The sequence below is a fragment of the Denitratisoma oestradiolicum genome, from assembly GCF_902813185.1.
GTDB classification, from domain to species: Bacteria; Pseudomonadota; Gammaproteobacteria; order Burkholderiales; family Rhodocyclaceae; genus Denitratisoma; species Denitratisoma oestradiolicum.
Genome location: NZ_LR778301.1, coordinates 4,052,054 through 4,067,132 on the forward strand (window position 1 = coordinate 4,052,054; position 15,079 = coordinate 4,067,132).

Consider the following 15,079-nt stretch of genomic DNA (forward strand, 5'->3'; position numbering starts at 1 on the left):
TAATCAGCGCTTTCTTAAGCCAGTTGCTGGATGCCGGCCACGCGCCAGCCGCCGCTGCCGTCGGCGGGCTTGACCAGATGCCAGACTTCCTCGAAGGCTTCCGGCGCGGCGTTGGCGGTTTCCCGGATCAGGCCGTGGAAGCGCACGCTGGCGATGTGGCGCTTTTCCTCGCTGGCGACATCCAGCAGGCCCGCTTCCAGTTGCACCACGTCGGTCTGCTGGGGGGCCGCGCTCCGCTCCCGGTACTGCATTTCGATTTCCGCATAGACCTCGGGCTGGGTGAAGGCCTTGATGTCCTCCATATTGCCGGTGTCATTGGCGGCCTGGAGTCGGATGAAATTCAGTTTGGCCTGACGCAGGAAGCCCTCCACGTCGAAGTCGGCGGGGATGCCGGTGATTTCGGCTGCGGGAGCCGCACCACCCGCCACTGCCAGCGGCTCGAAACGAACAGGTTCCGGTGCAGCGCCGGCCCCGGCGTACTGGGGCACGGCCTGGGGCTGACTGCGACGGAACAGCAGGCGGATGACGAAGAAGGCCACCATGGCCAGAAGCGCCATCATGGCGAAGTTGGCCATGCCCTCGCCCATACCGAAGTGGGAGAACAGGGCCGCCAGGCCGATGCCTGCCGCCAGACCGGCCAGGGGGCCCATCCAGCGGCTCATGCCCGAGGGCTGGGGTGCGGTCGGCTTCGCGCCGGCGGCCGGGGCCGCGCTCTGGGTGGGTGCCGCCGGCTTGGCCGGGATGGCGTCCCGCTTCATCACGGAAGAATCCCGGCTCATGCCGAAGGAGCGACTGCCCCCCAGGCGCCGGGCTTCGGCGTCCTGGACCAGCAGACCCAGGCCGACCACGGTGGCGAACAGTGCGATGAAAAGACGTTTCATGTTTTTCCTTTAACGAAAAAAATATCAACGGAGCCGAGTGTGACCGTCGAGCGTAGCGAGTTAGTGAAAACGCTGAACAAGTCCCAATGCGTCATTCCGGCGAACGCCGGTGTGACGGACTTAATCAGCATTTCCTTAAAGCTTGTAACCCCGGTGCAGGGCAACGACGCCCCCCGTCAGGTTGAAGTAGTCGACCCGGGACAGGCCCGCTTGTTCCATCATGCCCTTCAAAGTTTCCTGGTCCGGATGCATGCGGATGGATTCGGCCAGGTAGCGGTAGCTCTCGGCGTCCCCCGCCACCTTCTGCCCCAGCCAGGGCAGCACCTTGAAGGAATAGAAATCGTAGGCGGTCTCCAGGGGCTTCCAGACCTTGGAGAATTCCAGCACCAGCAGCCGCCCGCCGGGTTTGAGCACGCGCCGCATCTCGGCCAGGGCCTGGTCCTTGTGGGTCATGTTGCGCAGACCGAAAGCCACGCTGACGCAGTCGAAGTGGTTGTCCGGGAAGGGCAGCTTCTCGGCGTCGCACTGGGCTGTGGGAGCCACCACGCCCTCGTCCAGCAGGCGGTCGCGGCCCACGGTGAGCATGGCGTTGTTGATGTCGGTGAGCCAGACCTGGCCGCCGCCAGGCAGGCCCATGCCGACCCGGCGCGCAAAGGCGGAGGAAAGGTCGGCGGTGCCGCCGGCCACGTCCAACACCCGGTCGCCATGACGCAGGGCCGCCACCTCGATGGTGAAGCGCTTCCATATCCGGTGCAGGCCGGCGGACATCAGGTCGTTCATGATGTCGTACTTGCTGGCAACGGAGGAGAAGACGCCGGCGACGCGCTGGGCTTTTTCTTCCTCGGCCACGGTCTCGAAGCCGAAGTGGGTTTCCTTGCTCATGATCTAGTGCTTTCCGCAGCCGCCGCTCTTGGGGGCTGCCTGAGTGGTGGTGTCGATGTCGCGGCTGGCGCCGGCGGCCTCCAGTCGGGCCAGGTAGTCCTGCCAGTGCCACTCCTGGCGCGCCCCCAGGTCGTAGAGGATGTCCCAGGAGTAGAGGCCGGTGTCGTGGCCGTCGGAGAACACCGGCTTGATGGCGTAATTGCCCACGGGCTCCACGCTCTGGATGTCCACATTGCGCTTGCCGGTCTGCAACACCGCCTGGTCGGGGCTATGGCCCCGCACGGCGGCCGAGGGCGAACAGACCCGCAGCAACTCGTAGGGAATGCGGAAGCTGGCGCCATCGCTGAAGCTGACTTCCAGCAGGCGGGACTTCTGGTGCAGCTTGATTTCGGTGGGGATGGGGGTGTTTTTATCTATGCCTGCCATGGTGATAGGGCACGATTGGGGAGGGGGCCTATCATAGCGCGCCCGGCCCGGCGGAGCTATGCGTAGCCGGCCCGTTCGTGGTCGTCGCCCCGGCTCAACAGGGCGGTGAGCCGGCACTGGCTGGTCTTGCCGCCTTCCTGTACCTCCACTACCCGCCCCAGGCGGAAGCTGCCGGGGGGCAGGATCAGGCTGGAGGCCTCCCCTGCCGCCGCCGGGGGCAGACGAAAGCCTGGCCGCAGCGCTTCCTTGGCCTCGGTGCGCACCCCCACCGGAATCGCCGGTCCGGGCAGCAACAGCAGGCCCACATGAAGGCTGCCATCGGTTTCTGTCAACAGCCAGCGAGCCATGGCCAGGGTATAGGTTTTGGCGCCGGGGGGCACCACCGCAAACAAGCGGCCAGGGCCGATGCGGGCTCCTGTCGTCGCGGCCGGCCGCACCAGGCGCAGGCCGGTGGCGCTGGCGTTGATCAGTTCCCAGGCGTCTTCCGGCTCGAATTCGGGATGGGCTTCCGCGACAAGGTCCTTCTGAATGAACTGGCTGGTGCCGAAGGTGGCCATGCGCTCCCGTTCCTGGCGCAGTTGCTCGACGCTCTTGACCACGGGCTGTTTTAGGATCTTGCGTCCGTAGAGCTGATAGTGGGCCGCCGCCAGGCCGGGCACCAGGGGGCAGGGGCCGCTGCCGGCGTTGCGTTCCTGCTGGCGCGGCATGGCCCCTTTGCACCAGCGTTGGTAGAGCTGGGCCAGGAGCTGGCCGCAAGCGGGCTGGGGGCAGTCATCCCCCAGTTGCAATTCACCCGGAGCCACCCCCTGCTCCAGTTGGGCCATACGCTGTTTGATGCTCTTGCGCAGAGCCATCGTATCCAGATAGCGACTGTCCGCGTCCTTGCCGGGCATGACTACGGGCGGCCGGTCCCCTCCCAGGGCTACGCACAGGGGCAAGGCATCCATCAGGGTCGGCGGCGAGGAGAGCAGGCGCAGTTTGCCCCCCCAGCGTCTGGCCCAGCGCAGCATCCAGGGCAACTGCCGCTGGGAAATCTCATGGGGGCCAGCGGCCTGAATCAGCAGGGCAGCGCCGTAAGCCGCCAGGGGCGTGATCAAATGGCTATGGCCCGGCACATCCACCTCCTGCTCCACCACCCCCTGCTGTTCCGCCAGGGCAATCAACCCATGGAGGGTCCGCCAATGGCTGGCACCAGGCTGACGCCGGGCCAGAATCAGGATCTGCTGCACGTCCACCTGGGCCGCCAGTGCCCGTTGCAGGGCCAGGGCCGAGTTTGGGCCGGGCTCCACGGTCTCGACGCAACGCAGATAGCCATCCACCCGTGCCCGGCCCAGGGCCAGGGCCGCTTCCAGGGCCATCTGTTCGGCCACTGCCAAGGGCAGGGGCTTGCCGATGAAGCGCTGGCCGAGGCTCTGCTGCAATTCTCCAATCGCCGGCGCCAGGGCATCGAGCAGTGCCCTGCGGGCACCGGGCTCCAGGGGATGGCGGTTCAGTATCCCAATCTGCTCCGTCAGTCGCGCCGCCGCCTCGGTCGGGTTGGCCAGGGGGAGGTCCGCGAGCCACGCCAGGCCGCCGGCTGGGTCGATGAAGGCCGGTGTCTGGCGGCCGTCGAGAAGTGGGAGATCGAAGGCCATGGGATGCTCCTCTCAAGAAAACGAAGGGCCGCCCCGAGTTTTCTTGCCCCCCGGGGGCGGCCGCAAGGCGGTCTGGGGGTGCTCAATTGTTGCAGACTTCCGCCAGGGCCTGCATCAGTGCTTGACGCAGGGCGGCGCTGGTGGGGGCCGGCCGGTCAGGGGGCGGGCGGCTGGCCGGTGCCCAGATGGGCGCGGGGAAATGACTGTCGTCGCGCCAGCGGGGAATCACGTGCCAGTGCAGGTGGGGCACCACATTGCCCAGGCTGGCCAGATTGATCTTGTCGGGGGCCAGGAGACTGCGCAGGGCAATTTCCGTCGCCAGCACCACGTTGAACAGGTGACGTTGTTCGGTGGGTGCCAGATCGCTCATCTCGCTCGCATGGCCATGCCAGACGACCCGACAGAAGCCGGGGAAAGCACTGCCTTCCGGGCCCTCGACACGGATCACCCGGCACAGGGCATCCTCCCAGAGCAGTTCTCCTCCGGGATGGGTACACAGATCGCAATCAGCTTTGTTCATGGCCAGGTCTTTCACGCCAGTGGAGGGCTGTCCGTTGCCGGTTTAAAGGTGGCCCGCCGGGCCAGCCGATCCAGGTAAACATAGATCACCGGGGTCAGGTAGAGGGTAAGAAACTGGGATACCACCAAACCGCCTACCACCGCCAGGCCCAGGGGCCGCCGCACCTCGGCGCCGGCGCCGAGACCGATGGCGATGGGCAGGGTGCCGGCCAGGGCGGCCATGGTGGTCATCATGATGGGCCGGAAACGGACCAGGCAGGCCTGGAAGATGGCCTCCCGGGCGGGCAGGTCGCTGCTGCGCTGTTTCTCCAGGGCGAAGTCGATCATCATGATGGCGTTCTTCTTGACGATGCCCACCAGCATGATCACCCCGACGAAGGCGTAGAGGGACAGGTCGGTGCGGAACAGCACCAAGGTCAGCAGGGCGCCCAGGGCCGCCGCCGGCAGGCCCGAGAGAATGGTCAGGGGATGGATGAAGCTCTCGTAGAGAATGCCCAGCACCAGATAAACCACCAGCACGGCGAGCAGCAACAACACGCCCAGGCCCTGCATCGAGGAAGCGAAGGCCTGGGCGGTGCCCTGGAGGCTGGTGGTCAGGGATACCGGCAGGCGCAATTCCTTTTCCAGGGCACGGATGCGGTTCACCGCCTCGCCCAGGGAGACTCCGGGCAGCAGGTTGAAGGAAATGGTCACCGAAGGCAGTTGGCCCTGGTGGTTCACCATCAGGGCCTGGGTCTTGCGGCTGATCCGGGCCACGGTGTCCAGGGGCACCAGCTGGCCGTTGGCGGCGCGCACGTGAAGCTTGCCCAGGGCGGTCGGGTCGGCCTGGAAGGCGGGGGCCACTTCCAGGATCACCTGGTACTGGTTGGTGGCGCCGTAGATGGTGGATACCTGGCGGGCGCTGAAGGCGCTCTGCAGGGCATCCTCCACCTGGCCGAAGGACAGGCCCAGGGCGGCGATCTTGTCCCTATCCACGTCCAGGGCCAGCACCGGGCTCTGGTTCTTGAGGTTGCTATTGACGTCCACCAAGCCCGGCAGCTGGCGGATCTTCGCCAGCAGGGTGTCGTTCCACTGGTACAGCTCGTCCAGGTCGGTGTCCTGAAGAGTGTATTGGTACTGGGCCGAGGTGAGCTGGCCGCCGATGTTGATGGGCGGAGGATTCTGCAGGAAGACCTTGATGCCGTGGATTTCCGCCAGCCGGGGACGCAGCTGCTGGATGATCTGGTCGGGGCTGACGGAACGCTCCTCCTGGGACTTGAGGGCGATGTACATACTGCCGGTGCTGAGGGTGGGGCGCGAGCCACTGGTGCCGACGACGGACATCACCCGCGCCACGCCCGAATGGGCGCGCACCACGTCGGCCACCACCTGCTGCCGCTCCACCATGGCGGGGAAGGAGACTTCCTGGGGGCCTTCGGTGAAGGCGATGATGTAACCCGCATCGCCGCCGGGCAGGAAATCCTTGGATACCAGAACGAACAGGCCCGCTGTGGCCACCAAGGTGGTGAGGAAGCTGATCAGCACCAGGCGGGGCCGCGCCATGACCCAGGCCAGGCTGCTGCGGTAGGCCCCCAGCAGGGCGTCGAAGAAGTGCTCGAAGGCCTGATAGATCCTTCCGTGATGCTGGCCATGGCCAGCATCGTGTTTCAGGTAGCGGCTGCACAGCATGGGTGTCAGGGTCAGGGAGACCAGGCCGGAGACCAGGATCGCGGCGCAGATGGTGACGGCGAATTCGTGCAGCAGGCGGCCGACGATGCCCCCCATGAATAGCACCGGGATGAATACCGCCACCAGGGAGATCGTCATCGACAGGATGGTGAAGCCGATTTCCTTCGACCCCCGCAGGGCGGCCTGGAAGGGGGATTCCCCAGCTTCCATGTGGCGCACGATGTTTTCCAGCATCACGATGGCATCGTCCACGACAAAGCCCACCGAAAGGGTCAGGGCCAGCAAGGAGAGATTGTCCAGGCTGTAGTCCATCAGATGCATGACGGCGAAGGTGCCCACCACGGAAATGGGCAGGGCGATGCCGGGGATCAGGGTCGCCGAAATATTGCGCAGGAACAGCAGGATCACCAGGATCACCAGGCAGCCCGAGAGCAGCAGGGTGAACTGGACATCGGCGATGGCATCCCGGATGGTAACGCTGCGATCGTAGTGGATGTTCAGTTCCACTGACGCGGGCAACTTTTCCTTGAATACGGGCAGCATGCGCTTGATGGCATCCACCGTCTCCACGGTGTTGGCCCCAGGCTGACGCTGCACCGCCAGGACTATCGCCTCCTTGCCATTGAACCAGGCACTGGACTTGGTGTTCTCGATGCTGTCCAGCACCGTCGCCACTTCCTCCAGCCGTACCGGGGCGCCGTTGCGCCAGGCCACCACCAGAGGGCGATAGGCCGCTGCGGTTTCCAGCTGGCCGTTGGCCTTGATGGCCAGACGCTGGTAGGCGCCATCCAGGGTGCCCATGGGCTGGTTCACATTGGCGCTTCTTACCGCCTGAGCCAGTTCGTCGATGCCGATGCCCCGGGAGGCCAGTTGCGCCGGGTCGGCCTGGACCCGCACGGCGAACTTGCGGCCGCCGAACACCATCACCTGGGCGACGCCGGAAATAGTGGACAGGCGTTGGGCCAGCTGGGTTTGGGCATAGTCGTCCACCGCCGACATGGGTAGGGTGGACGAGGACATGGCGATGAAAAAGATCGGCGAATCCGCCGGGTTGACCTTGCGGAAGGATGGCGGCGTCGGCATGTCCGTCGGCAGCTTGCGGGCGGCCGAGGCGATGGCTGACTGCACGTCCTGGGCGGCGGCATCGATATCCCGGTCCAGATCGAACTGGAGGGTGATGGAGGTCAGTCCTTGGGCGCTGACGGAGTTCATCGAAGCGAGGCCGGCGATGGTGGAGAACTGGGCCTCCAGGGGCGTGGCCACGGCCGAGGCCATGGTTTCCGGGGGGGCACCGGGCAGGCTGGCCGATACCGCGATGGTGGGGAAATCCACGCTGGGTAGTTCCGACACAGGCAGGGCCCGGTAGGCGAACAGGCCGAAGATGAGGATGGCCGCCATCAGCAGCGTGGTCATTACCGGCCGGCGGATGGAAAGCTCAGGCAGTTGCATCGCGCTTCCCTACTGACCGGCAGCAGGCGCAGGTTTCTTGACCTGGGCCAGGGCGCCCGGGGTCAGGCGCAACTGGCCTTCGCTCACCACGGTATCGCCGGCGGTGATCCCTTTGGCGATAGCGACCTGTCCCTGGTACTGGGCCGCTACTTCCACCGGGCGCAACTCCACATGCTGATCGGCCTTGACCACATAGACATAGCTGCCTTCCGGTCCCTGCTGGATGGCCTGGGCGGGCAAGGTCACTGCGCCGCGCAGTATGTCGAGCACCAGACGCACCTGGACAAACTGGCCCGGCAGCAGGGTCTCCTGGGTGTTGGACAGGGTGGCCTTGAGCTGGATGGTGCCGGTGGCACGATCCACGCCATTGTCGAGAAAGCGCACCGGGCCTTCCCAGGCTGCGCCACCTGGGGCGGTGATCGTGGCCGTCAGGCTGCCCTTGCTCAGGGCGGTCTGCAGGGCCGGCAGATGTTTCTCCGCCACGGTAAAGCTCACCTTCAGGGGACGTACCCGATTGACCACGGCCAGGGCCGTGTCGTTGGCCTTTACCGCCGTCCCGGGAAACACCAGGCGGGCACCGATGATGCCGTCGAAAGGTGCTCTTATCGTGGTGTAGCTCAGTTGCAGCCGTGCCAGTTCCGCTGCGGCGGCCTGGGCCTCGGCGCTGGCCCGGACGTCAGCCAATTTTTCTGCGGAGACAAAGCCCTTGTCCTTCAGCTCCTCGTAGCGCCTTGCATCCAGCCGGGCCTTCTGGGCCAGGGCCTCCACCTGCCGCAGGCGTGCGGCGTAGTCGGCGGGGTCCAGGTGGATCAGGGCCTCGCCCTTTTTCACATGTTGGCCCTCGGTGAAGGGCACCGCCAACACCTGTCCTTCCACCCGGGCGCGCAGGGTCACGGTTTCCTCGGCCTCGGTACGTCCTGTCAGGTCCAGCACCACGGGCAGCTCATTCGAGCTTGCCACCACCGTGACTACCGGCACTGCCTGGGGCGTCGGACTTTGCGCCGATGAGGGCTGCCGGGTGAACCAATAGGCGCCGACGGCCAGGAGGACAATAGCAATCAGGAAGGGGGCTTTCTTCATGGGGCGGCAGTGGAGGGGTTTGGGGAGGCGGAACCGGGCCAGCCGATTTTACGCCCCAGACTTGCCAGTGGAATGAGGACAATTACCCAGCGTAACAATCCCTGTCCACATTCCGGACCGATAGGGCCGGTTGGCAGAGGTAAACTTGTGCCCATGCTTTCACGAACCCTATCGACGTGCCTGCTCATCGGCCTGGCGCTTTCCGCAGGAGCGGAAGAGGGTTGGGATCCCTTGGCCGTCGGCAGCTTGACCGCCTCCCCGCCCTCCCCCTGCCAGGCGCTGGACCCCGGTCGGGAACTGACCCTGGCCGACGCCATCGACGGCGCCCTCTGTGCCAATCCCCAGAGCCGTGAAGCCTGGGCCAATGCCCGGGTGCAGGCGGCCCAGGTGGGTGTGGCCCGGGCGGCCTACCTGCCCAGCCTGAACGCGACGGCCGCCACGGCCAGGGTCCGGACCGGGGATACCACCCGGGACCAGCGCAGCATTGCCGCCAGTCTGTCCTGGCTGATCCTCGATTTCGGTGGCCGGGCTGCCGGCCTGGAAAGCGCCCGCCAATTGCTCGCTGCCGCCAACGCCACCCAGGACGCCACGGTGCAGTCCCTGCTGCTGGCGACCCTCCAGGCCTACTATCAGACCCAGGCCCTGGGAGCCTCCCGGGAGGCGGCCCTGGCCTCGGAGCGGGCGGCGGAAACCAGCTTCCGCGCCGCCGAGGCCCGCTACAAGGTCGGCAGCGCGGCTCCCGCCGATCAGCTCCAGGCCAGGACCGCCTGGTCCCAGGCCCAGCTCAACCGGATTGCTGTCGAAGGAAGACTGAAGACCGCCCAGGGAGCCCTGAACACCCTGATGGGCCGGGATGCCCAGCGCCCCCTGCTGCTGGCGGGCCTGGCCCAGGGAGCGCTGCCGGCGAACTTCGAACAGGATCTGGATGCCCTGGTGGCGGAAGCCCGCCGCCGCCGTCCCGACCTGATGGCCGCCGCCGCCCAGACCCAGGCGGCCCGGGCCGGCATCGACGGGGCGCGGGCCGCCCATTTGCCCAGCCTGAGTCTGGGACTCACGGCCAGCGACACCCATAACGCCGGGCTGGGAGACACTCGCGGCGGCACGGTGGGCCTGACCCTGAACGTGCCCCTCTTCGCCGGCTTTGCCACCACCTACAAAGTGCGGGCCGCCGAGGCCCAGGCCGAGTCCCGGATGGCGGCCCAGGAACGGCTGAACCTCCAGGTGGCCCAGGATGTCTGGAATGCCTATCAGGCTTTGGTCACCGCCACCCAGACCACCCGCAGCAGCGCCGATCTGCTGGCCAGTGCCGAGCAGGCGGACAAGGTGGCCCGGGGCCGCTACCAGGCTGGTGTGGGCAGCCTGCTGGACTTGCTCAATGCCCAGAGCGCCCTGGCCTCGGCCCGGCAGCAGCGGGTACAGTCCCTCTTTGACTGGAATGTGTCCCGGGCCGCCCTGGCCCAGTCCATGGGTGCCCTGGACCTGGGGCTGATCCAAAACTTGCAGGAAGGCAGCACGCCATGAAATTCAAATCCGCCTGGCGCTGGCCGGCCGTCGCCCTTGTCGTGGTTCTTGCCGCCGGGCTCTATTTCGCCTTCGGCCCCCTCGGCAAGGGTGGCAAGGAACAGCGCTACCAGCAGCAGGCCCTGGAGCGGGGCAACCTGACCCAGAGCGTCTCCGCCAACGGCACCCTCAATCCGGTCACCCTGGTCAGCGTCGGCACCCAGGTGTCGGGCACGGTGAAAAAACTCCATGTGGATTACAACGCCCGGGTGGATAAAAACCAGGTACTGGCGGAACTGGACGACGTGCTCTTCGCTGCCCAGGTGGGTCAGGACCAGGCCAGCCTGAAATCGGCCCAGGCCAATCTGGAGTTGACCAGCGCCAACGAAAAACGGGCCCAGTCCCTGTTCGCCCAGGAATACATTTCCCGCCAGGAACTGGACCAGGCCGTCCAGGCCCGGAAGGCCGCCGTCGCTCAGGTGGAGCAGGTGGGTGCGGCCCTGCGGCGCAGCCGGGCCAACCTGGGTTATTCGGTGATCCGTTCCCCGGTCTCCGGGGTGGTGGTGGATCGCAGCGTGGACGTGGGTCAGACCGTGGCGGCCAGCTTCCAGACCCCCACCCTGTTCAAGATCGCCCAGGACCTGTCGAAGATGCAGATCGACTCGGCCTTCGCCGAGGCCGACATCGGCCTGATCCGCCAGGGGCAGAAAGTGCGTTTCAATGTGGACGCCTTTCCTGACCGGGCCTTCCATGGCGTGGTGCGGCTGATCCGTCTCAACCCGACCACGGTGCAGAACGTGGTGACCTACGACGTGGTGATCGCCGTGGACAACCCGGACCAGGTGCTGCTGCCGGGCATGACGGCCTATGTGAATATCGGCGTGGCCCGGCGCGAGGATGCCCTGCTGGTGCCCAATGCCGCCCTGCGTTTCAAGCCCGCCGAAGCGCCGCCTGCCGCCAAGCCCGGCGAAGGCAAGAAGAAGCGCGATGCCGCCAGTGGCACCGTCTGGGTGCTGCGTGCCGGCAAGCTCACTCCCGTCACCCTCACCCTGGGCATCAGCGACGGCCGCAATACCGAAATGCTGGCGGGCGAGCTGAAGGCGGGCGACCAGGTCATCATCGCCGAGAACGGCCAGGTCAAGGGCAAGTCCGGCGGCGGGCTGCAACTGCGTCCCTTCTGATGGCATCACCGACCGTCATCGAGGTGCGGGGCCTGACCAAGGCCTACGAAACCCCGGCCGGCTCCTTTCCGGCCCTGAAGGGCGTGGACCTGGCCATCGAGGCCGGAGAGTTCGTCGCCATCATGGGGCCCTCGGGTTCCGGCAAGTCCACCTTCATGAACCTGCTGGGTTGCCTGGACCGGCCCAGCACCGGGGAATACCGCCTCGACGGCCGCTCCGTTTCCGCCATGGACAGGGACGAGCTGGCCCGGGTGCGGGGGGGCCTGATCGGTTTCGTCTTCCAGGGCTTCAATCTGCTGCCCCGCATCAGCCTGGAGGACAACGTGGCCCTGCCCCTGGTCTATGCCAATGTGGATAGGGAGACCCGCCGCGCCCGGGCCCGGGAGATGCTGGACAAGGTGGGTCTGGGAAAATATGCCCAGTCCATGCCCAACCGCATCTCCGGCGGCCAGCAACAGCGGGTGGCCATCGCCCGGGCCCTGGTGAACCGACCCCGCCTGATCCTGGCCGACGAGCCCACCGGCAACCTGGACACCCATACCTCGGAAGAGATCATGGCCCTGTTCGAATCCCTCAACCGGGAAGGCATCACCATCGTCCTGGTCACCCATGAAGCCGACATCGCCCGCCACGCCCAGCGCCTGGTGAAGTTCCGCGACGGACTGATAGTGCACGACGGCGATCACGACCACGAGGCAGAAGGAGCTCTCTCGTGATTGCACGCAGCACTAAGGAACGCCGATTAAGTCCGTCACACCGGCGAAGGCCGGTGTCCAGTTTGTTGATTTCCTGGATTCCGGTGTTCGCCGGAATGACGCATGGGGACTTGTTCGGCGCTTCCCCAATTCCCCCATCCCCCTTCCCCGGGAAGGGGGTGACTAGTCGCCTCCCCCTCCTGGAGGGGGAGGATGGGAGGGGGTGCTCATCAATTTGCCAAGGCGCCGCAGGCGCCAATGGCATGCCAGGCCGTATTTATCGCTGGATTTATACCCCGGCAGGATTTTCCAAATGATCACCACCCTCCTCGGCCAAGCCTGGCATGCCATGGGTGCCAACAAGCTGCGTACCTTTTTGACCATGCTGGGCATGGTCATCGGGGTGTCGGCGGTGGTGCTGATGATGGCCATCGGCCAGGGCGCCCAGCTGGCGGTGGCGCAATCCATCAGTTCCATGGGGGCCAATCTGTTCATCGTGCTCTCCGGCTCCACCACTTCCGGCGGTGTGCGCATGGGCGGCGGCGCGGCACCCACCCTGACCGTGGCCGATGCCCAGGCCATCGCCGAACTGCCCGGCATCCAATTCGTGGCGCCCATTCATCCGGGTACGGCCCAGGTGGTCTATGGCAGCAACAACTGGAGCACCGCCGTCTATGGCGTGACGCCGGGCTATCTTGATGTGCGGAACTGGAACCTGGCAGCGGGCATGCCCTTCGCCGATTCGGATCTGCGCTCCGCCACCCGGGTCGCCCTGCTGGGTCAGACCGTGGCCCACAACCTGTTCGGCGACGAGGACCCGGTGGGCAAGTCCCTGCGCATCCGCAACAGCCCCTTCGTGGTGGTCGGCGTACTGGCCGCCAAGGGCCAGAGTCTGGACGGCCGGGACCAGGACGACACCATCCTGATCCCCCTTACCACGGCGCAGCGCAAGGTCTATGGCACCCAGTTCCAGGGCTCCGTGCGCCTGATCAACGTCCAGGCCACCTCGGCCGAAATGATGGATGAGGTGCAGCGGAGCATGACCGCCCTGCTGCGTCAGCGTCATCGCATCCGCGAGGGTCAGGACAACGATTTCTCGGTGCGCAACCTGACCGCTCTGGCGGATTCGGCGGCGGAGACCACCCGTGTCATGTCCCTGCTGTTGGGGGCCATCGCCTCGGTCTCCCTGTTGGTGGGGGGCATAGGCATCATGAACATCATGCTGGTCTCGGTGACCGAGCGTACCCGTGAGATCGGCATCCGCATGGCCATTGGCGCCCGGGAGCGGGACATCCTGCTCCAGTTCCTGCTGGAGGCCGTCATCATCTCGGTGGTGGGCTGTCTGATCGGCCTGGCCCTGGGGGTGGGCGGTGCCGTCCTGGTGCATTTCGTCACCGAGACGGCAGTCGTGATATCCGGCAGCTCGGTGCTGATCGCCTTCGGCGTCGCCGCCACTGTGGGCATCTTCTTCGGCTTCTATCCGGCCAGGAAGGCTGCTCGCCTCGATCCCATCGAGGCCCTGCGCTACCAGTAACCTCTGATTCGGATTATTGAATCAGAGAAATCCTTTCCGCACGTAGCTCTGAGCGGCGTACTTTCCCCGCTTCGTTGAAGAGGGCCGTCTGAACAAATTCAAAACTATGGGGAATCTTATAGCGGATCAGCAGATGCTCTAGATGTTGTCGCAGAGCTTCCTCTGTGACCGGTTTTGAGTTTTCTACAATTGCGTGAATCTTTTGCCCCATATCATCGTCGGGGAGGCCAACAACAACGCTGGCTTTGACTGATGGATGGGAATTCAGGGCTGCTTCAATCTCGGCAGGAAAGATGTTGCGACCGCCACATAGAATCATGTCGGTCCTCCGGTCGGCAATATAGAGATAACCCTCGGAGTCCAGATACCCCATGTCACCGACGGATTCCCATCCGTCCTCCGTCATGCGGCGCTCCGCACCGCGATAGATAAATGTGGACGCTGTTCCTGCTGCAGGCATCATGTAGATTTCGCCAACAGTCCCGACAGGAACCTCCTGCCTGTATTCGTCGAGTATCCGGATACTGCAGCCGTCCATGGCTTTGCCAACGGAACCGGGGTGCCGTAGCCATTCCGTACCGGTGATAAAAGTTCTGCCGATACGCTCGCTGGGGCCATATCCTTCGAACATGCGTTCTGGACCTAGCCATTCGATCCAGGCCCGGAACAGCCACTGAGGGCAGGGCGCACCACCGCTGCCGACAAATTTGAGGGACGAGATATCGTAACTGAGGCGTACCTTCTCGGGCAGGCGCCAGATTCTGTTCAGCATCGTGGGCACAAAAAACACCCGGTCAATACGATGCTTCTCAATCAGGCGCAGGCACTGCTCTGGATCGAAGCGACGCATCACGACGGCACATCCGCCAGAAAATACGCCGCCCCACGCAGTACTGTATCCCCCCGCATGGTAAAGGGGCCCCGGTACCAGAATGGTTTTCTCTGGTGTGAATAATTGCGGTGGATTCTGTTGGTCATAAATCGCGGGGTTTGCCGGGATGATGAGTTTGGGCCGTCCGGTACTCCCGCCGGAGGTCATGGCCCGCTCATGGGGCGATATCTTTTCTGGAAGCGGTTGGTCTGAGAAGGATTCGTCCGGTTCGTAGTCGGCCGGCAATGTCTTGTAGCCAAGCAAGGAGGCCATGCCGACGATCAAGCTCGGTTTGGCCTCGGCCAATATTGCCGCGAACTCGGCTGTAGGGAGTCCTACCGATAGTGGGTTGGGAATCGCCCCCAGCTTCCATATGGCGACGCAGGCATAAAAATACTCTGCATCGTTGGGCAGGCAGACGGTTACGACATCCCCCTCGGAAACGCCTTGGGCCGCATATGCCCGTGCCAGACGGTTAGATCGTTTTTCCAGCGCTTCACAGGTAATGTTGCCGCTATCACAGACAATGACAGTCCGTTGCGGGGTCTCCTCCGAGAATCTCCGAATAAGCCGGACATAAGGAATTTTGGACACGGATCACTCTCCACATTGATTCGGGCAAGCACTACCTGGAACAACCACTTCTCTAGACGCAAGACTTGGTGACGTGGAAATGATAGAGAGTGGCGTCATGGATGGGGCTTGCCACCTGAATGCCTAATTAACAAAATTCGGGTCAATTTAGGCATTTGGGTTGTA

12 protein-coding genes are annotated in these 15,079 nt (G+C 64.9%); 4 read left to right on the top strand and 8 right to left on the bottom strand.

The genetic code is table 11. From position 1 onward, the window contains the following. Positions 1-14: 14 nt before the first annotated feature. The 7 genes from DENOEST_RS18510 to DENOEST_RS18540 form a co-directional block, all read right to left on the bottom strand. Positions 15-881 (bottom strand): Tim44 domain-containing protein, encoded by an 867-nt coding sequence (locus DENOEST_RS18510; protein ID WP_145772028.1) that lies wholly within the window; start codon positions 879-881, stop codon positions 15-17. A 135-nt stretch (positions 882-1,016) separates the two neighbouring features. Then, the gene (gene ubiE, locus DENOEST_RS18515; protein WP_183148287.1) at positions 1,017-1,763 is read right to left on the bottom strand and encodes a bifunctional demethylmenaquinone methyltransferase/2-methoxy-6-polyprenyl-1,4-benzoquinol methylase UbiE; all 747 of its coding nucleotides are present in this window, start codon (positions 1,761-1,763) and stop codon (positions 1,017-1,019) included. Between the two features lie 3 nt (positions 1,764-1,766). After that, the gene (locus tag DENOEST_RS18520) at positions 1,767-2,189 is read right to left on the bottom strand and encodes a gamma-butyrobetaine hydroxylase-like domain-containing protein (RefSeq protein ID WP_145772030.1); all 423 of its coding nucleotides are present in this window, start codon (positions 2,187-2,189) and stop codon (positions 1,767-1,769) included. A 56-nt stretch (positions 2,190-2,245) separates the two neighbouring features. After that, entirely contained in the window at positions 2,246-3,823 is a 1,578-nt protein-coding gene (locus tag DENOEST_RS18525; RefSeq protein ID WP_145772031.1) for a hypothetical protein, read from the bottom strand. An 82-nt stretch (positions 3,824-3,905) separates the two neighbouring features. After that, complete coding sequence (locus DENOEST_RS18530) at positions 3,906-4,343, bottom strand: HIT family protein (RefSeq protein WP_145772032.1); 438 nt, start codon at positions 4,341-4,343, stop codon at positions 3,906-3,908. An 11-nt stretch (positions 4,344-4,354) separates the two neighbouring features. Continuing rightward, entirely contained in the window at positions 4,355-7,459 is a 3,105-nt protein-coding gene (locus DENOEST_RS18535; RefSeq protein ID WP_145772033.1) for an efflux RND transporter permease subunit, read from the bottom strand. Between the two features lie 9 nt (positions 7,460-7,468). Then, on the bottom strand, positions 7,469-8,539 hold the full coding sequence (locus DENOEST_RS18540; RefSeq protein ID WP_145772034.1) for an efflux RND transporter periplasmic adaptor subunit: 1,071 nt from the start codon (positions 8,537-8,539) through the stop codon (positions 7,469-7,471). A gap of 153 nt (positions 8,540-8,692) precedes the next feature. On the opposite strand from DENOEST_RS18540, the gene DENOEST_RS18545 reads away from it, so the two are divergent. The 4 genes from DENOEST_RS18545 to DENOEST_RS18560 all read left to right on the top strand — a co-directional run bounded on the left by DENOEST_RS18545 (position 8,693) and on the right by DENOEST_RS18560 (position 13,449). Next, complete coding sequence (locus tag DENOEST_RS18545) at positions 8,693-10,060, top strand: TolC family protein (RefSeq protein WP_145772035.1); 1,368 nt, start codon at positions 8,693-8,695, stop codon at positions 10,058-10,060. Further along, positions 10,057-11,220: an efflux RND transporter periplasmic adaptor subunit gene (locus tag DENOEST_RS18550; RefSeq protein ID WP_145772036.1), complete on the top strand. Its 1,164-nt coding sequence runs from the start codon at positions 10,057-10,059 to the stop codon at positions 11,218-11,220. Before DENOEST_RS18545 ends, DENOEST_RS18550 begins: the two co-directional genes overlap by 4 nt. After that, positions 11,220-11,936 (top strand): ABC transporter ATP-binding protein, encoded by a 717-nt coding sequence (locus DENOEST_RS18555; protein ID WP_145772037.1) that lies wholly within the window; start codon positions 11,220-11,222, stop codon positions 11,934-11,936. Before DENOEST_RS18550 ends, DENOEST_RS18555 begins: the two co-directional genes overlap by 1 nt. Before the next feature lie 292 nt (positions 11,937-12,228). Then, positions 12,229-13,449, top strand: coding sequence for an ABC transporter permease (locus DENOEST_RS18560; RefSeq protein WP_145772038.1), 1,221 nt, complete (start codon positions 12,229-12,231; stop codon positions 13,447-13,449). Positions 13,450-13,462: 13 nt separating this feature from the next. On the opposite strand, the gene DENOEST_RS18565 is transcribed toward DENOEST_RS18560, so the two are convergent. Next, positions 13,463-14,914 carry an AMP-binding protein gene (locus tag DENOEST_RS18565; protein ID WP_197970659.1) on the bottom strand — a complete coding sequence of 484 codons (1,452 nt, stop codon included), beginning with the start codon at positions 14,912-14,914 and terminating at the stop codon, positions 13,463-13,465. Positions 14,915-15,079: the final 165 nt, after the last annotated feature.

Bases quoted from the DNA above. Each gene is read 5' to 3' on its own strand.
- DENOEST_RS18510 (WP_145772028.1), bottom strand. From the start codon at position 881: ATGAAACGTCTTTTCATCGCACTGTTCGCCACCGTGGTCGGCCTGGGT.
- ubiE (WP_183148287.1), bottom strand. From the start codon at position 1,763: ATGAGCAAGGAAACCCACTTCGGCTTCGAGACCGTGGCCGAGGAAGAA.
- DENOEST_RS18520 (WP_145772030.1), bottom strand. From the start codon at position 2,189: ATGGCAGGCATAGATAAAAACACCCCCATCCCCACCGAAATCAAGCTG.
- DENOEST_RS18525 (WP_145772031.1), bottom strand. From the start codon at position 3,823: ATGGCCTTCGATCTCCCACTTCTCGACGGCCGCCAGACACCGGCCTTC.
- DENOEST_RS18530 (WP_145772032.1), bottom strand. From the start codon at position 4,343: ATGAACAAAGCTGATTGCGATCTGTGTACCCATCCCGGAGGAGAACTG.
- DENOEST_RS18535 (WP_145772033.1), bottom strand. From the start codon at position 7,459: ATGCAACTGCCTGAGCTTTCCATCCGCCGGCCGGTAATGACCACGCTG.
- DENOEST_RS18540 (WP_145772034.1), bottom strand. From the start codon at position 8,539: ATGAAGAAAGCCCCCTTCCTGATTGCTATTGTCCTCCTGGCCGTCGGC.
- DENOEST_RS18545 (WP_145772035.1), top strand. From the start codon at position 8,693: ATGCTTTCACGAACCCTATCGACGTGCCTGCTCATCGGCCTGGCGCTT.
- DENOEST_RS18550 (WP_145772036.1), top strand. From the start codon at position 10,057: ATGAAATTCAAATCCGCCTGGCGCTGGCCGGCCGTCGCCCTTGTCGTG.
- DENOEST_RS18555 (WP_145772037.1), top strand. From the start codon at position 11,220: ATGGCATCACCGACCGTCATCGAGGTGCGGGGCCTGACCAAGGCCTAC.
- DENOEST_RS18560 (WP_145772038.1), top strand. From the start codon at position 12,229: ATGATCACCACCCTCCTCGGCCAAGCCTGGCATGCCATGGGTGCCAAC.